The sequence below is a fragment of the Muribacter muris genome (assembly GCF_004569585.1).
Taxonomy (GTDB): Bacteria; Pseudomonadota; Gammaproteobacteria; order Enterobacterales; family Pasteurellaceae; genus Muribacter; species Muribacter muris.
On sequence record NZ_SPPA01000006.1, the window covers coordinates 1 to 24,574 of the forward strand.

The 24,574-nt window shown below is 46.4% G+C and carries 18 protein-coding genes and 1 tRNA gene; 15 read left to right on the plus strand and 4 right to left on the minus strand.

The features are described from left to right. Positions 1–181 precede the first annotated feature (181 nt). Positions 182–328 carry a hypothetical protein gene (locus tag E4T80_RS12955; protein WP_194186379.1) on the plus strand — a complete coding sequence of 49 codons (147 nt, stop codon included), beginning with the start codon at positions 182–184 and terminating at the stop codon, positions 326–328. Positions 329–354: 26 nt separating this feature from the next. On the opposite strand, the gene E4T80_RS03690 is transcribed toward E4T80_RS12955, so the two are convergent. Then, positions 355–1,320 carry an asparaginase gene (locus E4T80_RS03690; RefSeq protein WP_047976604.1) on the minus strand — a complete coding sequence of 322 codons (966 nt, stop codon included), beginning with the start codon at positions 1,318–1,320 and terminating at the stop codon, positions 355–357. 160 nt (positions 1,321–1,480) lie between these two features. Continuing rightward, complete coding sequence (purE, locus tag E4T80_RS03695) at positions 1,481–1,975, minus strand: 5-(carboxyamino)imidazole ribonucleotide mutase (RefSeq protein WP_047976603.1); 495 nt, start codon at positions 1,973–1,975, stop codon at positions 1,481–1,483. 380 nt (positions 1,976–2,355) lie between these two features. On the opposite strand from purE, the gene aceE reads away from it, so the two are divergent. The 3 genes from aceE (at position 2,356) to lpdA (ending at position 8,518) form a co-directional block, all read left to right on the plus strand. Beyond that, positions 2,356–5,013, plus strand: coding sequence for a pyruvate dehydrogenase (acetyl-transferring), homodimeric type (gene aceE / locus E4T80_RS03700; protein ID WP_135055073.1), 2,658 nt, complete (start codon positions 2,356–2,358; stop codon positions 5,011–5,013). A gap of 58 nt (positions 5,014–5,071) precedes the next feature. Beyond that, positions 5,072–6,952, plus strand: a complete 1,881-nt coding sequence (gene aceF, locus E4T80_RS03705) for a pyruvate dehydrogenase complex dihydrolipoyllysine-residue acetyltransferase (RefSeq protein WP_135055075.1) — start codon at positions 5,072–5,074, stop codon at positions 6,950–6,952. 141 nt (positions 6,953–7,093) lie between these two features. Then, positions 7,094–8,518 carry a dihydrolipoyl dehydrogenase gene (gene lpdA / locus E4T80_RS03710; protein ID WP_135055077.1) on the plus strand — a complete coding sequence of 475 codons (1,425 nt, stop codon included), beginning with the start codon at positions 7,094–7,096 and terminating at the stop codon, positions 8,516–8,518. 626 nt (positions 8,519–9,144) lie between these two features. Here the strand turns inward: lpdA and glnS are convergent. Next, positions 9,145–10,818, minus strand: coding sequence for a glutamine--tRNA ligase (glnS, locus tag E4T80_RS03715; protein ID WP_135055079.1), 1,674 nt, complete (start codon positions 10,816–10,818; stop codon positions 9,145–9,147). A gap of 191 nt (positions 10,819–11,009) precedes the next feature. Here glnS and glpX point away from each other — a divergent pair, with 191 nt between their 5' ends. From glpX to E4T80_RS03770, 11 genes are all read left to right on the plus strand, one after another. Further along, positions 11,010–12,029 (plus strand): class II fructose-bisphosphatase, encoded by a 1,020-nt coding sequence (glpX, locus tag E4T80_RS03720; RefSeq protein WP_135055081.1) that lies wholly within the window; start codon positions 11,010–11,012, stop codon positions 12,027–12,029. Positions 12,030–12,106: 77 nt separating this feature from the next. Further along, positions 12,107–12,183, plus strand: a tRNA-Met gene (locus E4T80_RS03725). 195 nt (positions 12,184–12,378) lie between these two features. After that, complete coding sequence (rimP, locus tag E4T80_RS03730; protein ID WP_135055083.1) at positions 12,379–12,840, plus strand: ribosome maturation factor RimP; 462 nt, start codon at positions 12,379–12,381, stop codon at positions 12,838–12,840. Between the two features lie 13 nt (positions 12,841–12,853). Next, the gene (gene nusA / locus E4T80_RS03735) at positions 12,854–14,380 is read left to right on the plus strand and encodes a transcription termination factor NusA (RefSeq protein WP_135055085.1); all 1,527 of its coding nucleotides are present in this window, start codon (positions 12,854–12,856) and stop codon (positions 14,378–14,380) included. A 19-nt stretch (positions 14,381–14,399) separates the two neighbouring features. Further along, a complete protein-coding gene (gene infB, locus E4T80_RS03740; RefSeq protein WP_135055087.1) occupies positions 14,400–16,988 on the plus strand; it encodes a translation initiation factor IF-2 in 2,589 nt (862 codons plus the stop codon). A gap of 586 nt (positions 16,989–17,574) precedes the next feature. Continuing rightward, entirely contained in the window at positions 17,575–18,669 is a 1,095-nt protein-coding gene (gene citC, locus E4T80_RS03745; RefSeq protein WP_135055089.1) for a [citrate (pro-3S)-lyase] ligase, read from the plus strand. 33 nt (positions 18,670–18,702) lie between these two features. Beyond that, positions 18,703–18,990 (plus strand): citrate lyase acyl carrier protein, encoded by a 288-nt coding sequence (gene citD, locus E4T80_RS03750; RefSeq protein WP_135055091.1) that lies wholly within the window; start codon positions 18,703–18,705, stop codon positions 18,988–18,990. After that, the gene (citE, locus tag E4T80_RS03755; protein WP_194186378.1) at positions 18,987–19,862 is read left to right on the plus strand and encodes a citrate (pro-3S)-lyase subunit beta; all 876 of its coding nucleotides are present in this window, start codon (positions 18,987–18,989) and stop codon (positions 19,860–19,862) included. Before citD ends, citE begins: the two co-directional genes overlap by 4 nt. A 5-nt stretch (positions 19,863–19,867) precedes the next feature. Further along, complete coding sequence (gene citF, locus E4T80_RS03760) at positions 19,868–21,379, plus strand: citrate lyase subunit alpha (protein ID WP_135055093.1); 1,512 nt, start codon at positions 19,868–19,870, stop codon at positions 21,377–21,379. A 15-nt stretch (positions 21,380–21,394) separates the two neighbouring features. Continuing rightward, entirely contained in the window at positions 21,395–22,786 is a 1,392-nt protein-coding gene (gene citG, locus E4T80_RS03765) for a triphosphoribosyl-dephospho-CoA synthase CitG (protein WP_135055095.1), read from the plus strand. A 10-nt stretch (positions 22,787–22,796) separates the two neighbouring features. Beyond that, on the plus strand, positions 22,797–24,248 hold the full coding sequence (locus E4T80_RS03770; protein ID WP_135055097.1) for an anion permease: 1,452 nt from the start codon (positions 22,797–22,799) through the stop codon (positions 24,246–24,248). A 56-nt stretch (positions 24,249–24,304) separates the two neighbouring features. Here the strand turns inward: E4T80_RS03770 and E4T80_RS03775 are convergent, their stop codons facing one another. Then, positions 24,305–24,538, minus strand: a complete 234-nt coding sequence (locus E4T80_RS03775; protein WP_135055099.1) for a hypothetical protein — start codon at positions 24,536–24,538, stop codon at positions 24,305–24,307. Between the last annotated feature and the right edge of the window lie 36 nt (positions 24,539–24,574).

The following is a 24,574-nucleotide window of genomic DNA, read 5'->3' on the forward strand; positions in this document are numbered from 1 at the left end:
GTGCCGAAACTTTTTGTAAGTTATTGATAAAAAAGACGAGAAATTTATAGAAATCTCTTGTTTTTTCGGCACGTTTTTAGCGGTTCAAGCCTTTTAGATACTCACTTTTCTAGATTTTGCATAAAAAAATCTCTTTAAGGCTACAAGCGGTCGGTTTCGGCACGTTTTTTGCAAATGTATTATGTCGCTGCTGCACAAACTGCTTTTTCATCAAACCGTAGGGGGCATATATGCCCATACGGTAGTAATTGCTATTCTTGAACTACGCAGTGTGTTCCTAATCTATGAAGCCATTTTAGCTTTACGCAACAACGATATAATGTCGTAAATTTTGCTAACTGACCGCCTGTTCGGTTAAAAATAATCGGCTAACGGTTTATTGAGCTGCTGATTAAGCAGCACTAAGAGTTTAATGCGGGCTTTTTGACCGCTTAAACCGGTGGTAAAAATCACACCTTGTTGTTTGAGTTGCTTGCCGCCGCCGAGGTAGTCATACACATCTTGGGTTACGCCGTTAAAGGCGCGGGAAACTAGCACCACCGGAATGTTGGCATTTAAGAGCGCTGCCACGCCGGCTAGGCACGTTGGCGGTAAATTGCCCGCCCCAAGCGCTTCAATTACCACACCGTCGCATTGGCTCAACGCCAACTGTTCAAGCAGGAAACTGTCCATTCCGACATAGGCTTTGACTAACTGAACGTTGGCTTTTTCGATTTTAGCGATCGGATAGCGTTCGTATTGGTCAAGATGCTGAAAATAAATGACCCGATTTTTTGCCACTAAACCGCAAGGACCGAAGGTCGGCGTTTGAAAGGTCGCCACATTGGTGGTATGGGTTTTGGTAACAAATTTAGCATTATGGATTTCATCGTTCATCACTACCATAACGCCTTTGCCTTGGCTTTCGGGGCTGAGTGCGACCAAAATCGCACTTTGCAGGTTGATCAAACCGTCCGCGCCTAATTCATTACTGGAACGCATCGCCCCGGTCAGCACCACCGGCACATCAACATTCAAGGCAAGATCCAGGAAATAAGCCGTTTCCTCTAAGGTATCTGTACCGTGCGTAATCACTACGCCGTCAAAGCCTTGCTCGTTTACGCCTTTTTCAATACGGGCTTTGAGTAACTGCCAATGGCTTTGGGTAATGTGTGGAGAGGGCACGTTGAGCAACGCCTCTTGATAAAGCTCGGCAGGGTGGCTAAGTTTTTCAAGGGCGGCGAGTAGCGGATTTTTGGCTGAAGGCGACACTTTGCCGTCTTCGCCTTCGCTCATAGAAATTGTGCCACCGGTATGTAAAATAAGCAGTTTTTTATTCATATTGCTGAAATGTGAAGTTACAAGCGGGCAGTTCCAAGCCATTTTTTTACGAAATGCTACCGCAGTGGGGTAAACCTCTACGCATTAGCGATGACATATCTGTGTTTATAGATCATCGCATTTTGCACATTATCCGTTGCAACTGACCGCTTGTCGCAAGTTAATCACGGGGATCGGGATTATCTAATACGCTTTGCGTTTGTGCTTGACGGAACTGGTGGAGCTTTTGCGCTAATTCCGGCTGAAATGCCGCTAAAATTTGAGCCGCTAATAAGCCTGCGTTTGCAGCCCCCGCCGGCCCGATTGCCAGTGTGCCGACCGGAATCCCTTTCGGCATTTGGACAATCGAGTAGAGGCTGTCCACACCGCTGAGCATTGAACTTTTTACCGGTACGCCCAGCACCGGTACGATCGTTTTGGCGGCAATCATTCCCGGTAAGTGCGCTGCGCCGCCTGCACCGGCGATAATCACTTTATAGCCGTTTTTTTCGGCATTTTCAGCAAACGAAAAGAGTTTATCGGGGGTACGATGTGCAGATACCACTTCCGTATGATAGGGTAAACCAAATTGTTCAAGGATATTTACCGCTTCGGACATTGTTGCCCAGTCGCTTTTTGACCCCATTACAATCGCAATTTCAGGTTTTGTCGTCATTTTTTAACCTTTCAGGTATGTTCGAAAAAATCGGTTGAAAGCATAGCATAAAAGGCAAACGGTTGCTTTAAAAAATTATGTGAGCCGATTAACATTTCTCTTGGGGAAAAATGGACAAAAAAGGCGGTTTTTGTTATCTTGCCACTTAAATTTATCTACAAATTTTCAACATTTTTGAAGGTTTGGGTAAAAGCCTTTAAAAATCAATTAGATAAAATGAAGCTTTAGATAAGGATAGAGATGAGATATTTGTCCTTTCATCGTTTTTTTGATCTAAAACAAGGTATGTAAACCTGTTTGTGTTTAAAGTTTCAGCGGTTGGCAAAATTATTTACAATTTTGTAATGTTTTATTCACTCATAAAAGTAAAGGAAAAAGCTATGTCAGAAATTTTACGTAATGATGTAGATCCAATCGAAACTAACGATTGGTTGCTTTCAATTGATTCATTAATTCGTGAAGAGGGCGTAGAAAGAGCGCAATACATTATCGAGCAAGTGATGCAGCAAGCTCGTGGTCAAGGTGTTGCGGTTCAATCAGGCACTACAACAGATTATGTAAATACGATTTCTGTTGCCGAACAACCGGCATATCCGGGCGATTTAAATCTTGAACGCCGTATCCGTTCGGCTGTACGTTGGAATGCGATTGCAGCGGTATTGCGTAGCCAGAAAAAAGATTTAGATTTGGGCGGTCATATTTCAACCTACCAATCCGCAGCGACAATGTATGAAGTGTGCTTCAACCATTTCTTCAAAGCGGCAACCGAGAAAAACGGCGGTGATTTAGTCTTTTTCCAAGGTCACGCAGCACCGGGTATGTACGGTCGCGCTTATTTAGAGGGTCGTATTACCGAAGAGCAAATGGATAATTTCCGTCAAGAAGTGCACGGTAAAGGGATCTCATCTTACCCTCACCCGAAATTGATGCCTGAATTTTGGCAGTTTTCGACCGTTTCAATGGGGTTAGGGCCGGTAAATGCCATTTATCAAGCCCGCTTCTTGAAATACTTAGAACATCGTGGCTTAAAAGATACTTCAGATCAAAAAGTCTATGCGTTCTTAGGGGACGGCGAAATGGACGAGATCGAATCAAAAGGGGCATTATCCTTTGCCGGCCGTGAGAAATTAAATAACCTCATTTTTACTATCAGTTGTAACCTACAACGTTTAGACGGACCGGTAAACGGTAACGGTAAGATCGTTCAAGAGCTTGAAGGTCTGTTTAACGGTGCGGGTTGGGAAGTCATCAAAGTATTGTGGAGCAGCAAATGGGATAAACTCTTTGCGAAAGACACAACGGGCAAATTAACCCAGTTGATGATGGAAGTGGTGGACGGTGATTACCTCACCTTCAAATCGAAAGACGGTGCTTATGTGCGCGAACACTTCTTTGGTCGTTATCCTGAAACGGCGGCATTAGTTGCGGATATGACGGATGATGAAATTTGGGCGTTGAGCCGTGGTGGCCACGATCCGATGAAAATGTATGCGGCATACACAAGAGCGCAAAAATCTGATAAACCGGTGGTGATCTTAGCGCAAATGGTGAAAGGTTATAAAATTCCGGAAGCAGAAAGTAAAAATACGGCTCACCAATCGAAAAAAATGTCAATCGAAAGCCTAAAAGGTTTCCGTGATTACTTTGAATTGCCATTAACGGACGAGCAAGTCGAGAATTTAGAATACGTTAAATTCCCTGAAGGCAGCCCTGAATATAATTATTTACACGGTCAGCGTAAAGCTTTAAACGGTTATTTACCTGCACGTTCACCAAAATTCACTACTGAATATCAAGTGCCTGCGTTATCTGAATTTAGCGCATTATTAGAGGCTCAACCACGTGGCATTTCAACCACAATGGCATTCACCCGTGTTTTAAATACCTTATTAAAAGATAAAAATATCGGCAAAACCATTGTGCCGATTATTGCGGACGAAGCACGTACATTCGGTATGGAAGGTTTATTCCGCCAAATCGGGATTTATAACCCGTTCGGTCAAAACTATGTGCCGTCAGATCGTGATTTAGTGGCATACTACCGTGAAGCGAAAGACGGTCAAGTGCTACAAGAAGGGATCAATGAATTAGGGGCAACGGCATCTTGGGTTGCAGCGGCAACATCTTATTCTGTAAACAACCAGCCGATGATTCCGTTCTTCATCTACTACTCAATGTTTGGTTTCCAACGTGTAGGCGATATGATGTGGTTAGCTGGCGACCAATTAGCCCGTGGCTTTATGATCGGTGGTACGTCAGGTCGTACAACCCTCAACGGTGAAGGGTTACAGCACGAAGACGGACACAGCCATATTCAAGCAGGGGTTATTCCAAACTGTGTTACTTTTGATCCGGCATTTGCCTTTGAGGTGGCAGTGATTATACAAGACGGTATTGAGCGTATGTACGGTGAGAAACAAGAAGACGTATTCTACTATATCACCACATTGAACGAAATCTACGATCAACCGGCAATGCCTGAAGGGGCGAAAGAAGGTATCCGTAAAGGTATATATAAATTTGAAACCGTAGAAGGTAAAGGCAAAGGCTCAGTTCAGCTATTAAGTTCAGGGGCGATTATGCGTCATGTGCGTGAAGCGGCGCAAATCCTTGCGAACGACTACGGCATTACATCTGATGTGTATAGTGTAACATCATTCAACGAAGTGGCGCGTGATGGTGCGGATGTTGCCCGTTGGAACTTATTACACCCGACTGAAACGCCGAAAGTGCCTTATGTTGCACAAGTAATGAACGGCAATCCGGTAGTGGCTGCGACAGACTATATGAAACTCTACGCCGATCAAATCCGTGCGTTCTTACCAACTACAAACTACCACGTGTTAGGTACAGACGGCTTCGGTCGTTCAGACAGCCGTGCCAACTTGCGTGAACACTTTGAGGTAGATGCCCGTTACGTTGTGGTGGCAGCCTTAGCGCAGCTAGCAAAAGAGGGTACGGTTGAGACCAAAGTGGTCGCAGAAGCCATTGCGAAATTCGGCTTAAATGTAGATCGCATCAACCCATTATACGCATAATTAAAATCCCCCCCTTACCCCTTTGGCAACAGAGGGGTAACTTACAGAGGAAAACAAAATGTCAAAACAAATTCAAGTGCCGGATATTGGCAGCGATGAAGTTACCGTAACCGAAGTAATGGTGAAAGTGGGCGACACCATTACCGTTGATCAATCTATTATCAATGTAGAAGGCGATAAAGCCTCAATGGAAGTGCCAGCACCGGAAGCCGGCGTGGTTAAAGAAATTTTAGTGAATGTTGGTGATAAAGTCTCTACCGGTTCACCAATGTTGGTATTAGACGCAGAAGGAGCGGCTCCTGCTCCGGCAGCCGAAGCGGCACAGCCGCAAGCGGTTGCTTCTGCACCAAGTTCTGCAACTGCCGTTGTTGATGTGAACGTGCCCGATATTGGTAGCGATGAAGTCAATGTAACCGAAATTATGGTGAAAGTGGGCGATAAAGTTGAAGTTGACCAATCGATCATCAATGTCGAAGGTGATAAAGCCTCAATGGAAGTCCCTGCACCAATCGCGGGTGTAGTAAAAGAGATTTTAATCAATGTCGGCGATAAAGTGGCGACCGGTAAATTGATTATGAAATTTGAAGTGGCTGGCGCAACACCTGCAACGGCAGAAGTAGCAGCATCGGCAGTAGCGGCTTCAGCACCTGTGGCTGCTTCCTTACAAGATGTGAATGTACCGGATATCGGCGGTGATGAAGTTAATGTAACCGAAATTATGGTGAAAGTAGGCGATAAAGTTGAAGTTGACCAATCGATCATCAATGTCGAAGGTGATAAAGCGTCAATGGAAGTGCCAGCACCAATCGCCGGTGTGGTAAAAGAGATTTTAATCAATGTTGGCGATAAAGTTACGACCGGTAAATTGATTATGAAATTTGAAGTGGCGGGAGCGGTACCGGCTGTGACTGCGTCAGCGCCTGTTGCGGAAGCAGCACCTGCACCAGCAGGTAATGTGTCCGGCTTAAGCCAAGATCAAGTAGCGGCAAGTGCGACCTATGCCCACGCAACACCGGTTATTCGCCGCCTAGCCCGTGAATTTGGGGTAAACCTTGATAAAGTAAAAGGTTCTGGCCGTAAAGGGCGTATTGTTAAAGAAGATATTCAAGCCTATGTGAAAAATGCGGTACAGGTGTTTGAGGAAGTGAAATCCGGCAAAGCACCTGCAGGTTCAGCTGTGGCAAATGGCGCAGGCTTAGGCTTGTTACCGTGGCCGAAAGTCGATTTCAGCAAATTTGGTGAAACCGAAGAAGTCGAGTTAGGTCGTATCCAGAAAATTTCCGGTGCGAACTTGCATCGTAACTGGGTAATGATCCCGCACGTTACCCAATGGGATAAAGCCGATATTACCGCGCTTGAGCAATTCCGTAAGGATCAAAACGCACTACTGGAAAAAACCAAACAAGATGTTAAGGTAACGCCGTTAGTCTTCATTATGAAAGCGGTGGCGAAAGCGTTAGAAGAGTTCCCACGTTTCAATAGCTCATTGTCTGAAGACGGTCAGCGTTTAACCTTGAAAAAATACGTCAATATCGGTGTCGCGGTCGATACACCGAACGGCTTAGTGGTGCCGGTATTTAAAAATGTAAACAAAAAAGGCATTATCGAACTTTCCCGTGAATTATCGGAAATTTCGAAAAAAGCCCGTGCGGGTAAACTAACCGCATCGGATATGCAAGGCGGTTGTTTCACCATTTCCAGCCTCGGCGGTATCGGCGGTACACACTTTACGCCGATTGTAAATGCACCGGAAGTGGCTATCTTAGGTGTGTCTAAGTCTGAAATGACACCGGTGTGGAACGGTAAAGAATTTACCCCTCGCTTAATGTTACCATTATCACTTTCTTACGATCACCGTGTGATTGATGGGGCAGACGGGGCAAGATTTATTACCTACATCAACGGGGTACTTTCGGATATTCGCCGTTTAGTAATGTAATCGCAAGCGGTGGGATACTTGCAAATTTTTGCAAAAATCTCACCGCTTATTGTTAATTCTGTGATCTCTATCTCGTTATCAGAATGTTAAAAATGCTAAAATGGCAACGTTTAAACGAGATGAACTCTTCCAGAGGTAAAAATGAGCAAAGAAATTAAAACCCAAGTGGTTGTACTTGGTGCCGGTCCGGCAGGTTATTCAGCGGCATTTCGTTGTGCCGATTTAGGCTTAGAAACGGTTCTTGTTGAGCGTTATTCTACCCTTGGCGGTGTATGCTTGAATGTGGGTTGTATCCCGTCAAAAGCGTTGCTACACGTGGCGAAAATCATTGAAGAAGCCAAACACGCCGAGCATAACGGTATTACATTTGGCGAGCCTAAAATTGATTTAGACAAAGTGCGTGCCGGTAAAGAAGCAGTGGTGGCAAAATTAACCGGTGGATTAGCCGGTATGGCGAAAGCCCGCAAAGTAACTGTTGTAGAGGGTTTAGCGGCATTTACCGATCCGCACACCTTAGTTGCCCGTGATCGTGATGGCAATCCGACCACAATCAAATTTGATAATGCGATTATTGCGGCAGGTTCCCGCCCAATCCAATTACCGTTTATTCCGCACGAAGATCCGCGTATTTGGGACTCAACCGATGCATTAAAACTAAAAGAAGTACCGAAAAAATTACTCATTATGGGCGGCGGTATTATCGGGCTTGAAATGGGAACGGTTTACGAAGCATTAGGTTCGGAAGTGGAAGTGGTTGAAATGTTTGACCAAGTGATTCCTGCTGCGGATAAAGATGTCGTTCAAATCTTCACAAAACGCATTGAGAAAAAATTCAAATTAATGCTTGAAACAAAAGTTACCGCCGTTGAAGCGAAAGACGATGGTATCTATGTTTCAATGGAAGGCAAAGCCTGTAACGACACAAAACGTTATGATGCGGTGCTAGTGGCGATTGGTCGTGTACCTAACGGCAAATTGCTTGATGCGGGCAAAGCAGGCGTTGAAGTGGATGAGCGTGGCTTTATCAATGTCGATAAGCAAATGCGTACCAATGTTCCGCACATTTTTGCGATCGGCGATATTGTCGGTCAGCCGATGTTAGCGCATAAAGGTGTTCACGAAGGACACGTTGCGGCGGAAGTGATTGCGGGTAAAAAACACTATTTCGATCCGAAAGTGATCCCATCTATCGCCTATACAGAGCCGGAAGTGGCGTGGGTAGGTAAAACCGAGAAAGAGTGTAAGCAAGAAGGCTTAAACTACGAAGTGGCGAAATTCCCTTGGGCAGCATCAGGTCGTGCGATTGCTTCCGAATGTGCGGACGGTATGACGAAGCTAATCTTCGATAAAGACACTCATCGTATTCTCGGTGGAGCGATTGTCGGTACAAACGGCGGTGAATTGCTCGGTGAAATCGGCTTGGCGATTGAAATGGGTTGCGATGCGGAAGATATCGCACTGACGATTCACGCTCACCCGACCTTGCACGAGTCGGTAGGTTTAGCGGCGGAAGTATTTGAAGGTTCAATCACCGATTTACCAAATCCAAAAGCGAAGAAAAAATAATTCTGCACTACTAAAAAGGCTACCTTAGGGTAGCCTTTGTTTTAGCCAAATGTCTTTTAAGCTTGTTCTTGCGAGATGTGTTACCTTCATTGAGCTAGTGAAGAACCTTGTAATAGATTTATTACCTCACTGTAATCCTGTATTGTTTAATATTTGTCTGATTTGTTCTTCGCTAATATAGTAATAATTTATAAATCTGAAAAAGATATAGCACTATAAAATGCTTATTTCTTAGGTTTTGGGTGAGACTTTTTAGTCTTATTTTGAACATTAGGCGGATTTATCGGGTAAAAACGTATTATCCATAAAATCAGAATACCACCGAAGATAGGAAATAAGCCGATTAATGATAATAATATTTTCGTAGCGAATGTTTGTTCCCCTCGCCAAATTGGAATGAGGACTATCACCGAGAAAAGCAGAGAGACAAGTAATAGGGTATAAAGCCATTCTGGGCTTATCGGAAGGATTTTTGCACTGCCATTGTTAAAAGCGTGCCTAGCGTAAGCAAGGTTGCGGTGAGACATTATTTATTCAATCTTCTGTGTAATCCTATTTACAGTATCGGATTATTAAAATCAAGGTAATAAAAATCCCCCCAACAGGGAGGATTTTTCCATCATAAATTAGAACGCTACGCTTTCTTTTAAGCTGACGGTGAGATTAAACACAAGATTATCCGCAGAACCGTCTTTGCTGTCCAGACAGAAGTAGCCCTCACGCTCAAACTGGTAACCTTGTTCGGCTTTTGCATTGGCAAGGCTGACTTCCACAAAACCGTGCTTCACTACCAAGGAATTTGGATTGACAACCGCACAAATATCTTCCTCTGCGCCCGGATTTGCGACAGTGAACAGGCGATCGTAGAGACGAAATTCCGCCGGTTTGTTGTGTGAGGCGGAAACCCAATGAATGACGCCTTTCACCTTGCGACCGTCCGCCGGATTTTTGCCTAAGGTCTCCGGATCGTATGTGCAGAAAATGGTGGTGATCCGACCGCTTGCATCTTTTTCCACCCGCTCGGCTTTAATCACATAAGCATTACGTAGGCGCACTTCTTTACCTAACACTAAGCGTTTATATTGTTTGTTGGCTTCTTCACGGAAATCGGCTTCATCAATATAAAGTTCACGGGTAAACGGCAGTTGGCGTGTGCCGAGTTCTTCACGGTTAGGGTGATTTGGTGCGTTGAGCCACTCTTCGCCTTGGAAGTTTTCAATCACGACTTTTACCGGATTGATAACCGCCATTGCCCGTGGTGCGTTAGTGTTGAGATCATCACGAATACAGGCTTCAAGCGCACTGTATTCCACCACGTTATCCTGTTTAGTAACCCCGATTCTGCGGGCAAACTCACGCAAGGAGGCAGGGGTATAACCGCGGCGGCGTAAGCCGGAAATGGTCGGCATACGCGGGTCGTTCCAGCCGTCCACAATACCGTCTTGCACTAATTTTAACAGTTTACGTTTAGAGGTGAGCGTGCCTTCTAAATTGAGGCGTGAAAATTCATACTGATGTGGCAGCGGGCGTTCAATGCTGATATTTTCCAACACCCAGTCGTATAAACGGCGGTTATCTTGGAACTCAAGGGTACAGAGTGAGTGGGTGATCCGCTCGATCGCATCGGAAATACAGTGGGTAAAATCGTACATCGGGTAGATGCACCATTTATCGCCGGTTTGGTGGTGGCTGGCAAATTTAATCCGATATAAGACCGGATCACGCATTACCATAAACGGCGATGCCATATCAATTTTAGCTCGCAGGCTGGCTTTGCCTTCTGCAAATTCACCGTTTTTCATTTTCTCAAATAACGCCAAATTTTCTTCAACACTGCGATCACGGTAAGGGCTGTTTTTGCCGGCTTCGGTTAATGTGCCACGGTATTCGCGCATCTCTTCCGGCGAGAGCTCGTCCACATACGCCAAGCCTTTTTTGATCAATTCAATCGCATAGCCGTAAAGTTGGTCGAAATAGTCGGAGGCATAGCGCAATTCTGCCCATTTAAACCCAAGCCATTCCACATCTTGTTTAATGGATTCAACATATTCCACATCTTCTTTGACCGGATTGGTATCATCAAACCGTAAATTACATAACCCTTGGTAATCTTCCGCAATGCCGAAATTTAAGCAGATGGATTTTGCGTGGCCAATGTGTAAATAGCCGTTCGGTTCAGGCGGGAAACGGGTATAAACGTTTTGGTGTTTTCCGGCAGCTAAATCTTCATCAATAATATGGGTAATAAAATTGGCACGCATATCGGCGTGTTCAGGGGTCAATATCTCTGAATTGCTCATAGGGATTCCATTATCAGTAAAAATAACTCGCTATTCTACACGGTATTCGGCTTAACTTCAAAAGGTTAGCCGTACGGATAACATTGACGAGATAAGGTTTAGGCAATACAATGCCGTCCCGCACACTGCTTGCCGAGACAAGCGGTTACGTTATCCTGAATTTTTGCAACTCACCTCAAAAGGAAGCCAATATGAAACGATCCCTCTCCATTGAATTTTCTCGTGTTACTGAAGCCGCTGCACTTGCCGCTTTTGCTTGGCTGGGCAGAGGCAATAAAAATGCTGCCGATGATGCCGCCGTTAAAGCAATACGTTTTCTGCTCAATCAAATGGAAATTCAAGGGGAAGTCGTGATTGGCGAAGGGGAAATCGACCAAGCGCCGATGCTTTACATTGGCGAGAAAATCGGACTGTTCCGCCCTGAAGATGAAGAAGTCAGTATTGCTGTTGATCCGATTGACGGCACACGAATGACGGCAATGGGGCAGGCAAATGCGCTGTCCGTATTGGCTGCGGGCGGTAAAAACACCTTTTTACAAGCCCCCGATATGTATATGGAAAAATTGGTGGTCGGCAATGAAGCGAAAGGAATGATCGATCTCAATTTGCCGATTGAACAAAATCTGCGTCGTGTCGCATCGAAAAAGGGCAAATTGCTGTCGCAACTGACGGTTGCAGTGTTGGATAAACCCCGTCATCACGCAGTGATCGCTGAAATGCAGCAGTTAGGGGTCAGAGTAATGGCCATTCCCGACGGTGATGTGGCAGCAGCGGTGCAATGTTGTTTACCGGAAGGCGATTTAGATCTGCTTTATGGCATTGGCGGTGCGCCGGAAGGGGTTATTGCAGCGGCTGCCGTAAGAGCGTTAGGCGGTGATATGCAGGCACGATTGATCCCCCGTAATCAGGTAAAAGGCAATACGCTGGAGAATTTTGCGTTTGCGGAAAAAGAGATTGCCCGCTGTGAAGCCTTAAATGTGCCGATAAATACCGTCTTAAAATTGGAAGATCTGGTACGGGACGATAATCTCGTCTTTTCGGCAACGGGCATTACCAACGGCGATTTGCTCAAAGGTATTCAGCGTAAAGGTAACCTGGCAACAACGGAAACTTTGTTGATTCGGGGACGTTCCCGCACGATTCGTAAAATCCAATCTTCCCACTATCTCGATCGCAAAGACGCGGATTTATATCAGTTGATAAATGCTTAAAAAGACAGCAACTGTGATCTAAATCACAAAAAACAGTTGCATACTTTTTTTTAGTCTTTATAATGCACCACATCAGACGCGGGGTGGAGCAGCTTGGTAGCTCGTCGGGCTCATAACCCGAAGGTCGTTGGTTCAAATCCGGCCCCCGCAACCAGTTTTAAGGCTCATCGTTCTGTTTAGGACGGTGAGTTTTGTTTTATCCAAATTTCTTTTTTGCAGAAAATGGCATAAAACAAACCGCTTGAAAGCCTCAACTGTGTTTGGGGCTTTTTTGTGGCTCATAGTCAGCTTTGTTGTTTTAAGAGGACTTTTGAAGTCCTTTTTTTATATCTGTTAAATGGAGGTTTGCTTGGCAACTTTAGAACAAAAATTACAAACTCTGGTACAAGATTCCATTGACGCAATGGGATTTGAGCTAGTAGGGATTGAATGTCAGCGTGCCGGTCGTTTTATGACGGTTCGCCTTTATATTGATAAAGAAGGCGGCGTAACCATTGAGGATTGTAGCGATGTCAGCCGTCAGGTCAGTGCTATTTTTGATGTCGAAGATCCGATTGCGGATAAATATAATCTTGAGGTGTCATCACCGGGGTTAGATCGCCCGCTATTTACATTGGCGCACTATCAACGCTTTATCGGGCGTGAAGTGGTAATTCATTTACGCCTACCGATGTTTGATCGCCGCAAATGGCAAGGGGAGCTGGTCGGCGTTGAAGGGGAGTTTATCAGTCTTAATGTCGAAGGCAACGTACAAACCTTTGCTTTTAGTAACATTCAAAAAGCCAATTTAATTCCAGTTTTTAATTTCTAAGGATATTAAACGAATGAGTAAAGAGATTTTATTAGCCGCTGAAGCGGTATCAAATGAAAAATTATTGCCGAAAGAAGCGATTTTTGAAGCACTCGAAACCGCACTTGCCATTTCAACCAAAAAGCGTGCAGCGGCGGATCGGGAAGATCGCAAAGCAAGCAGCGGCATTGATATTGATGTGCGAGTGGTGATCGACCGTAAAACCGGTGAATTTACCACCTTTCGCCGCTGGTTAGTGGTGGAGAAAGTGAATAGCCACACCCGCGAAATTACGTTGGAAGCGGCGCAATTTGAAGATCCGAATATTCAACTCGGTGATTTTATTGAAGATGAAATTGAGTCCATTGCGTTCGACCGTATTACAATGCAAACGGCTCGCCAAGTCATCAGCACGAAAATTCGTGAAGCCGAACGCAATAAAATGATCGATGAGTTTCGCTCGGAAGAAGGCAAAATTGTTACAGCGACAGTGAAAAAAGTCTCCCGTGAAAGCATTATTTTAGAATTAGCCGGCAAGAGTGAAATTAAAGCGGAAGCGGTGATTTACCGTGAAGATATGTTGCCACGCGAGAATTTCCGTCCGGGCGACCGCGTGCGCGGCGTGTTATACCAAATTAAGCCGGAATCAAAAGGGACGCAATTATTCGTTACCCGTGCGAAGCCGGTGATGTTGGAAGAGTTGTTCAAATTGGAAGTGCCGGAAATCGGGGAAGAACTGATTGAAATCAAAGGCGCAGCACGTGATCCGGGTTCAAGAGCCAAAATTGCGGTGAAAAGCAACGATAAACGTATCGATCCCGTTGGCGCGTGCGTGGGTATGCGGGGCGCTCGTGTACAAGCGATCAGTAATGAATTAGGCGGCGAGCGGGTTGATATTGTATTGTGGGACGATAATCCGGCACAATTTGTGATCAATGCAATGGCACCGGCGGACGTGAGTTCGATTGTAGTCGATGAAGATAATCACTCAATGGATCTGGCAGTGGAAGCGACAGCCCTTGCTCAAGCGATTGGGCGTAACGGTCAAAACGTACGTTTAGCGACCCAATTAACCGGTTGGACGTTAAATGTAATGACCACCGAAGAGTTAGAGAAAAAACATCAAGCCGAAGATAACAAAGTGATCAATTTATTCATCAACAGCTTAGAAATTGATGAAGAATTTGCGCAATTACTGATTGATGAAGGCTTTACCAGCCTTGAAGAGCTAGCGTATGTGCCAATGGATGAATTGACGGCGATTGACGGCTTAGAAGACGAAGATTTAGTCGAAGAACTGCAAACCCGTGCGAAAAATGTATTAACCGCACAGGCGTTAGCCGAAGAAGAAGCCTTAAAACAGGCGGATATTGAAGAGCAATTATTAAACCTTGAAGGAATGGATCGCCACATCGCCTTCAAACTTGCCGAAAAACAGATTACCACCCTTGAAGAGCTTGCAGAACAGGGGGTGGACGACTTGGCCGATATTGAAGAACTGAGTGCGGAAAAAGCCGGTGAATTGATTATGGCGGCACGTCAAATCTGTTGGTTTAGTTAAGCAGTAGGGAGAACAGAGAATGAGTGATAACGAAATTAAATTAGATGCGCCGAAAAAGCTCAGTTTGCAGCGTCGTACCAAAACAACGGTGAGCGGCACAACCGCGGGCGGTAAAGCGAAAGCGGTGCAGGTTGAAGTGCGTAAATCCCGTAAAGTCGATACGGAAGCTGCTAAAAAAGCAGCGGAAGAAGCTAAATTAAAAGCTAAAGCAGAGGCGGAAGCAAAAGAGAGAGCGGAAAAAGAAGCCGCAGAGAAAGCCGCTCAAGCGGAAGCTGAGGCAAAAGCGAAAGCCGAAGCCGAAAAACAGGCACAACAAGCGGCCGAATCAGCGAAGAAAATTGCACCGCCGGTAATGCCGAATAAAGCAAAAATGGACAAACCGAAAGCAGACGCGGCTAAACCTGCGGTGAAAGTGGAAAAAGTCGTGGATGCGGAAAAAGAGGCGAAGAAAAAAGAAGAGGCCGAATTACGCCGTAAACAAGACGAATTAGCTCGCCAAAAAGCCGAAATGGACGCAAAACGTGCCGCAGAAAATGCCCGCCGTTTAGCTGAAATTGAGCGTGAGGAAAGCCAATCGTACAGTGATGATTTCGAAGATGACCGCTTTACCTCCAGTTATGCCCGTGAAGCAGAGCGTGATTCCGAACGTCGCAGCGAAGGCAACCGTAGCCGCAGTAGCAAGCCGGCGGTAGCCAAAGCGAAAAAAGGCGGCAGAGATGAAGAGAGCGGCAGCAAAAACGAACGCCAGTCTGATCGCCGTAATCAAAAAGATTTGAAAGGTAAGGGCAAGCATAAATCGGGCAAAAAAGGCAGTGCATTACAGCAAGGCTTTACCAAACCCGCCGCACCGGTCAGCCGCGATGTCGTGATTGGGGAAACCATTACCGTTGCCGATTTGGCAAATAAAATGGCAGTGAAAGCAACTGAAATCATCAAAACAATGATGAAGATGGGCGAAATGGTAACAATCAACCAAGTGATCGACCAAGAAACCGCACAACTGGTTGCCGAAGAAATGGGGCATAAAGTTATTCTGCGTAAAGAAAACGAGTTAGAAGAAGCGGTATTGGGCGATCGTGATACCGATGCGGAAAAAGTAACCCGCGCACCGGTGGTAACGATTATGGGACACGTTGACCACGGTAAAACCTCCTTACTTGACTATATCCGTAAAGCGAAAGTGGCAGCAGGCGAAGCGGGCGGGATTACCCAGCATATCGGTGCTTACCACGTTGAAACCGATGACGGTAAGATGATTACCTTCTTGGATACGCCGGGACACGCCGCCTTTACCTCAATGCGCGCCCGTGGTGCGAAAGCAACGGATATCGTGGTGCTGGTAGTCGCAGCTGATGACGGTGTAATGCCACAAACTATTGAAGCGATTCAACACGCCAAAGCGGCAAATGTGCCGTTAGTGGTGGCGGTAAACAAAATCGATAAACCGGAAGCGAATCCGGATCGTGTTGAAACAGAATTGTTACAACACGATGTGGTGGCAGAAAAATTTGGTGGTGAAGCACAATTTGTTTACGTTTCGGCGAAAAAAGGCACGGGCGTTGATGAGCTATTAGACGCTATTCTGTTGCAATCGGAAGTCTTAGAGCTTACCGCAGTGAAAGAAGGAATGGCAACCGGCGTAGTGATTGAATCTTACCTTGACAAAGGTCGTGGGCCGGTTGCGACAATCTTGGTGCAATCCGGTACGCTGAATAAAGGCGATATTGTTTTATGTGGCTTTGAGTACGGTCGTGTGCGTGCAATGCGTGATGAAAACGGCAAAGAGATCGAGGCTGCCGGCCCGTCTATTCCGGTCGAAGTGTTAGGCTTATCCGGTGTGCCGGCCGCCGGTGATGAAGCAACCGTTGTGCGTGATGAGAAAAAAGCCCGTGAGGTTGCTCTCTATCGTCAAGGCAAATTCCGTGAAGTGAAATTGGCACGTCAGCAAAAAGCGAAATTGGAAAATATGTTTACCAATATGGCAGAGGGCGATGTCGCAGAGTTGAACGTAATCGTGAAAGCGGACGTTCAAGGCTCGGTGGAAGCGATTGTTCAAGCGTTACACGAACTCTCAACGGACGAAGTCAAAGTCAAAGTGGTTGGTTCAGGCGTAGGCGGAATTACCGAAACCGATGCGACCCTTGCCGCAGCCTCCAATGCGATTGTGGTCGGCTTTAACGTGCGTGCCGATGCCTCTGCCCGCCGCATCATTGAAAATGAAAATATTGATCTGCGTTATTATTCCATTATTTATGAACTGCTTAACGAGATCAAAGCGGCAATGAGCGGTATGTTACAGCCTGAATTTAAACAAGAGATTATCGGCTTGGCAGAAGTGCGTGATGTATTCCGTCATCCGAAATTTGGTGCAATCGCCGGCTGTATGGTTACCGAAGGCTTGGTGAAACGGAATAACCCAATTCGTGTATTACGTGACAACGTAGTGATTTTTGAGGGCGAACTCGAATCGCTACGTCGCTTTAAAGATGACGTAGGCGAAGTGCGTAACGGTATGGAATGCGGTATTGGTGTGAAAAACTACAATGACGTCAAAGTCGGCGACCAAATCGAAGTCTTTGAAGTGGTGGAAATCAAACGCACGATTTAATTCAGCGTGCTAATGTCAGTAAGGCGAGCCTTTTGGGGTTCGCCTTTTTATTGTCAAAATCTCCCCCAACTCCTCTTTTTCAAAGAGGGGAGTTCGCTTTTTTCTAAAGGCTAATTTCCTACTCTTTTGTAAAGAGGACGGAGCAAGTCCCCCTTTGAAAAAGGGGGATTTAGGGGGATTTCAAAAATCAGGAACAGACGAGATTTTAAAACCCAATCCCATAAAACGGACGCAAGCATTGCGTCCTTAAAATTCAGAGGGGTCATAAATAGCTGGAGCAAAAACACTAAAAAATAATGCTGTTTTTGGAGTGATATTAAGAGGGCGGTTAGCCCTCTTTTTTATCCTAAAACAAGCGGGCTGTTCAGTGCTATTTTTTGCAAATTAACCGTTGTTATCATTAAAACGTAAGAGAAAGGTTATGATTTTTATCAACTTTTTTGTTGGAGTAACAGTAGTGTAACATTTGAGCGAAAGGATTTTGATCTGTATCAAATAAGGCGAATTTGTTCAAAATCTCGGGTAAAAATTCAGTAAAATAGGCTTGGAATTTATAATTATTTTGTTTTTAAAAATTATTCAAGCGATGTATTTTGAACGTATTTTTGCGCATAATCGTACGCATTTAACGGCGATTGAAGCCTTTCTCTCGGAAAATCAATTAAGCCTCGACACTCAAATCGAAGTGTTTGTGGTGGCGTATAATCATCAAGATCAGATTATTGCCTGCGGCGGTTTAGCCGGCAATATTATCAAATGTGTGGCGATTGCACCGGCTTGCCGTGGTGAAGGCGTTGCCCTGACTCTTGCCACTGAGTTAATCAATCTTGCCTATGAATTAGAGCGACCAAATCTGTTTATTTACACCAAACCCGAATACGAAGCCTTATTTAAAGCGTGCGGTTTTTATACGATTGCTGATGCTCGTCCGAATGTGGTACTGCTTGAGAACAGTGCAAATCGTTTAAAAAAACAGTGCGAAAAATGGCGGGCAATGGCGGTGAAAGGGGAGAAAATCGGTGCAATCGTGATGAATGCCAACCCGTTTACCCTTGGGCATCGCTATTTAATCGAACAAGCACTCGCACAGTGCGACCATCTGCATTTATTTGTGGTGGGCGAAAATGCCTCCCAACTCTCTTATCAAGACCGCTTTGATCTCGTGAAACAGGGCATCAGCGATCTCTCCCGTATTACCTTGCATCAAGGCTCGGACTATATTATTTCCCGTGCGACCTTTCCTCACTATTTTTTAAAAGATAAAGGCTTGGCGGACGATCTTTATTTGGAATTGGATCTCAAAATTTTCCGCCAATACATCGCCCCTGCATTAAATATTACCCACCGTTTTGTCGGCACAGAGCCGTTATGTCAGGTAACGGCGGCATATAACCACAAAATGCACCAATGGCTCGACAGTAGCAAGTTAGCCAGCCCTAAAATTCAAGTGGTGGAATTGGCTCGTAAGCAGTACCAAGATCAGCCGATTTCCGCCTCAAAAGTGCGGAAATTGTGGGGGGAGCAGAATTGGTCGGAACTTGCCCATTATGTATTGGAAAGTACCTTCCGCTACCTTGAACAAAATGCGCCGTCATTGGCAAGCAAAGGGTATCAAATGCAGAAATTCTGCCCTCGCTTGCGTGAAATGGCTGCCCGCAGCGGACACCATCTTCCCCAATAAACCCCTTTCTATTTTGAGCGATAAAGGAAACTTATGAAGATTAGCAAAATTGCATTAGCCGGCACATTGGAGTCGAGCGATGCACTGGTGCGTATCGCACCGTCGGACAGTGTTGAAATTGAAATCAACAGTTCGGTAGGCAAACAGTTTAGTGATGCAATTCTCGCCACCGTGCAAGCGGTGCTTTCCGAGCTAAATATTACCAAAGTGCAAGTAAATATTGAGGACAAAGGCGCACTCGACTGCGTACTGCGGGCAAGACTAAAAGCGGCACTGTTACGGGCAAGCGACGAAGCGGTCGAATGGGAGAAAATGCTATGAAATTAAGACGCAGTATGTTGTTTGTGCCGGGTTCAAATGCGGCGATGATCAGCAACAGTTTTATCTACCAACCCGATGCGATTATGTTCGATTTGGAAGATGCGGTGGCGTTGAAGGAAAAAGATAGCGCCAGAATGTTGGTCGCACACGCACTGCAACACCCGCTTTATCAGGCAATGGAAACGGTTGTGCGGGTCAATCCCCTTGATTCCGAATTTGGCTTAGCCGATCTCAATGCGGTTGTGCGTGCCGGTGTTGATGTGGTGAGAATGCCGAAAACCGATACGGCAGATGACGTGATCGCAATGGATAACGCCATTACCGAGATTGAACAACGCTGCGGGCGGACAATCGGTAGCACCAAATTACTGGCAGCGATTGAATCGCCCCTCGGCATTACGCAGGCAAACCAAATTGCGTTTGCCTCGCCACGTTTAATCGGTATTGCATTAGGGGCAGAAGATTATGTGCGTAATCTCAAAACCGAACGCTCGGCGGACGGCATTGAGTTACTGTTTGCCCGTTGCAGCATTTTACAAGCAGCACGAGCCGCCGGCATTCAAGCCTTCGATACCGTATATTCCAACGCCAATAATGAAGAGGGCTTTTTGCAAGAGGCTCGCTTGATCAAACAACTTGGTTTTGACGGTAAGTCGTTAATTAACCCACGCCAGATCGAGCTGATCCACAATTTATTTGCTCCGACTCAAAAAGAGGTCGATCACGCCCTCAAAATCATCAATGCGGCACAAGTGGCAGAGGAACAAGGCTTAGGGGTAGTCTCTTTAAACGGCAAAATGATTGATGCACCGATTATTGAACGGGCAAGATTAGTATTGGAACGGTCAAAATCCGGTATTCGTGAGGAGTAACAGAAATGAAAACGAGAGAACAACGCATTGCGGATTTTGCAAAAAACGGCACGGATCTCACCGCTTACCAAGCAATCCCGAAAGCCGAAGCACTCTTAAAAACCCGCAAAGATCGCAAATTGTGCCAAACTTTAGAGGAAGCGATAAGCCGAAGCGGTTTGAAAGACGGAATGACTGTGTCTTTCCACCACGCATTCCGTGGCGGCGATTTTATCGTCAATATGGTAATGGCGAAAATTGCCGAAATGGGCTTTAAGGATTTGATTTTAGCGTCTAGCTCCCTGATCGATACCCACGCGCCGTTGATTGAACATATCAAAAACGGTGTGGTGCGCAAAATCTATTCGTCAGGATTACGAGGTGAGCTTGCCGATGAAATTTCTAAAGGATTGATGAGCGAACCAGTGAATATCCATTCTCACGGCGGGCGGGTGCATTTAGTCAAAAGCGGTGAAATCAAGATTGATGTTGCGTTTTTAGGCGTGCCGGCGTGCGATGAATTTGGTAATGCCAACGGTTTTAGCGGCAAAAGCAAATGCGGTTCGCTCGGCTATGCCAAAGTGGATGCCGAGTTTGCCGACAAAGTGGTGCTATTGACGGAAGAGTTGGTTGCCTATCCACATCATCCAGCCAGTATTGCACAGGATCAGGTCGATCTTATAGTACAGGTCGAGCAAGTAGGCGACCCGAAAAAAATTGGCGGCGGGGCAACCCGAATGACGACTAACCCTCGTGAATTATTGATCGCCCGCAAAGCCGCCGATGTGATTTTCGCCTCCGGCTACTTTAAAGACGGCTTTTCATTGCAAACCGGTTCAGGCGGGGCAGCACTGGCGGTAACGCGTTTTCTTGAAGATAAAATGCGGGCTAAAAATATCACTGCCTCATTTGCGTTAGGCGGCATCACCGCCAGTATGGTGGCATTGCACGAAGCGGGGCTTATCAAAAAACTGATTGATGTGCAGAGTTTCGATAAAGATGCGGCGGAATCGCTGGAACGCAATCCGAATCACCTTGAAGTGTCGGCAAATCAATATGCTAATTTCAGCTCGAAGGGCGCATCGGTCGAGCGTTTGGACGTGGTGATTTTAAGCGCATTAGAAATCGATACCCAATTTAACGTCAATGTACTCACAGGTTCGGACGGCGTTATCCGTGGCGCATCGGGCGGGCATTGTGATACGGCGGCATCGGCGCAGGTGGCGATTATCGTTGCGCCACTGGTGCGGGGACGGATTCCAACCGTGGTGGACAATGTGATTACCTGCGTAACACCAGGCGAAAATATTGATGTGCTGGTTACGGATCACGGCGTGGCGGTTAATCCGAAACGACCGGATTTAATTGAGGCATTGACCCAAGCGAAGATCCCCTTATTCACCATTGAACAATTATGTGAACGGGCATATCAACTGACCGGTAAGCCGAAACCGATCGCCTTCACCGACAGACCGGTGGCAGTGGTGCGTTATCGGGACGGTTCAATCATTGATACAGTTTACCAAGTGGCAGAGTAGCGGACGGCAAGCGGTATGATCTCGGCAGATTTTTGCAAAACCGTTTCGCTGGCGGGAGCAACCGTCAGCCTTGACGCGTTACTTGCCGCCCGTGAGCAGAGGGCAGCGTTGCAGCAGCAATGCATTGCGGATTTCCGTCTGCCCGTATTGTCGGTAACGTTACTGGCAGTCGGCGCAGTGAAGAAAAACGGCTTGCTTGATACGATTTTTGCACACTGTTTGCAGGAATTAACCGCTTGTTTCGCCAAGCTAGGCGTTACGCCACGAGCCGAATTTATCCGCCCGCTGACCACAGGACACGAAGCGTTATTTGTTCTGCCTATCGCCGCCGATACACTCAAGCAGGCGATGATGATGTTGGAAGCACGTTCGCCGCTGAGTCGCCTATGGGATCTGGACGTATTTGACGAACAGGGCAGACTATTGAGCCGTAGCGACTTTGGCGGTTCGCCCCGCCGTTGTTTAGTCTGCGAGCGAGATGCCAAGATCTGTGCCAGAGAGCGAACCCATTCTACCGAGGCGATTTTAGCGGAAATGCAGAAACGGGTATTGGCGGAAACTATTGCCGATTTAGCCCGCCAAGCCTTGCTGGACGAAGTTTACCTGACCCCAAAGCCGGGCTTGGTTGATCGCCGAAATAACGGCTCGCACCGTGATATGAACGTGCAAACATTCGAGCGGAGCGCCGAAGCCCTTCGCCCCTATTTTGCCGACTGTGTTCGGATCGGCTTGGATCGTCTCGATCTCCCGCCGTTGCAACTTTTCGCGACAATCCGACCGCTTGGGCAACAAGCCGAGCAGACAATGTGGCGGGCAACGGGCGGGGTGAACACCCATAAAGGCGCTATTTTTGCATTCGGCTTAGTCTGTACGGCACTAGGGCGTTTACTCGGGCAAGGTCATTACTGTGCGGAGAATTGGCTGACGCAGTTATGCGATGGTGTGGCAGAGATGACGAAGGGCGTTTGTCGAGAATTGGAGATGACGGCTGAAAATCAGCCGCTTACCGCAGGGATGCGACTTTTTCGGCAATTCGGATTAACCGGCGCACGAGGTGAAGCAGCACAGGGTTTTCCTCTCGTGCGGCAGGCTTGGACATTTTGGCAAAATTTACCGAACATTGACGATGAACACCGTTTGCGGCTAACGCTGCTATTTCTGATGGCTCATAACCAAGATACCAACGTAGTGCACCGTGGCGGTTTAGCTGGCTTGACCTTTGTGCAACAGCAAGCGCAGCAGATTTTAGCCGATACTCAACGGCAGGATAAAGAGACTCTCATTGCAAAATTAACGGCATTCGATACCGCTTGCATTCAGCGGAATTTAAGCAGCGGCGGCAGTGCGGATCTGCTCGGTTTAACTTGGTTTTTTATTTTATTGGACAGAATTTTATTCACTTTTTAGAGGTTATTTTATGGCTTTATCGAAAGTCCAAAAATTAGCGATACTGGTTGCCATTCCGGTGATCGTGTTTTTATTGCCAGCACCAGAGGGGCTTTCTCTGATTGCGTGGCGTTTATTCGGTTTATATTTAGCGACCATTGTGGGATTGGTGCTGAAACCCTACGGTGAGCCGGTGATTTTATTAGCAGCGGTGGCAGCTTCGGCGGCGGTAATCGGCAATACGGACGGGGCGACCACATTGGTGAAAGTCAGCCAAACCTTAGCCGGTTATCAATCCGGTACAACTTGGCTAATCTTTACCGCCTTTACGTTAAGTTCCGCTTTTGTGATTACCGGATTAGGCAAACGGATTGCTTACCATATGATTGCGGCAATGGGCAGTACGACCTTACGTTTAGGTTATGTTACGATGTTTTTGGATCTGCTGTTATCGCCGGCAACGCCGTCTAATACGGCCCGTGCAGGGGGAATCGTGTTCCCGATTATCAACAGTGTAGCGGTGGCATTGGGGTCTGATCCGGAACAAAGCCCAAAAAAAGCAGGGCGTTATTTGCTATTGAATGTGTATATGGTGGTGAAAACCACGAGTTACATTTTCCTCACCGCAATGGCACCGAATGCGTTGGCGTTATCGCTAATGGCACCGATTTTGGGCTTTAATCTCAACTGGGTACAGTGGTTTTTAGCCGCCTCTGTGCCGGGGTTACTCTGCTTACTTTTAATCCCGCTCGTCTGCTACTTCATCTGCCCACCAGAAATGAAAACCGTTGATAACAAAGAGATAGCCCGCAAAGGCTTGGAGGAACTTGGGCCGATGACCTTCCGTGAAAAAGCGTTAGCCGTGTTGTTCGTGGTTGCATTACTGTGCTGGATTTTTGCCGATGTGTTGAATGTGAACGCAACTACCGTAGCGTTAGCGATAATGGTGCTGTGCATTGTGTTAAACATTGTTTCTTGGGACGATGTCCGCAAAAACAAAGCCGGCTGGGATACGCTAATTTGGTACGGCGGGATCATCGGAATGTCGGGTATTTTAGATAAAGCCGGCTTCTTCAAATGGTTGGCTGATGTATTGGGACAAGCGTTAAATTTCGGCGATCACGGCAATATTGCCTTATTAGCAATTTTGGTGGCAAGTGTCGCAGTGCGTTACTTATTTGCTTCTGGCGGCGCTTATGTGGCAGCGATGGTGCCGGTATTTGCAACTGTCGGTAAAGTAACCGGTGCGCCTGTCGAACTGCTGGCACTAGGACTGCTATTCTCTAATTCCTACGGTGGCTCGGTAACGCACTATGGCGGCGGCCCCGGCCCTATTACCTTTGGTGCAGGCTATAACGACATCAAATCGTGGTGGACAGCCGGCGCAATCGTTGCCTTCGGCAGCTTGATTATCCACTGCACATTAGGCATTGTTTGGTGGGAATTACTCTTTAGCCTCGATTGGTTACCGCTCGCCAAATAACAGATTAAAGGTTGAAAGGCACACTTAAACGTGTGCTTTTTTATCGTTATCGGTATTTAAAAATGATTAGGTTTTGGTGGAGAGTGCGGTGAAGTAAGGCGGTGGTATTGCGTTCGTTCAAATGCCTCTCGTTGCGCTTGATCTTGTTTCATTTTTTGTTGAGTGAGGCGCATTTTGCCGATAGCGTCTTTATCTGCTATGGCATCTGTGATTTGGCTATTCAGTCCGGTGGACGGTTCGCTGCTACAAGCGGTCAGAAAGAGCGGAAAAATGGCAAACAGGCGTTTCATATTTCTTCCTTTTAGGCTGATAAAAAATGGCTGATT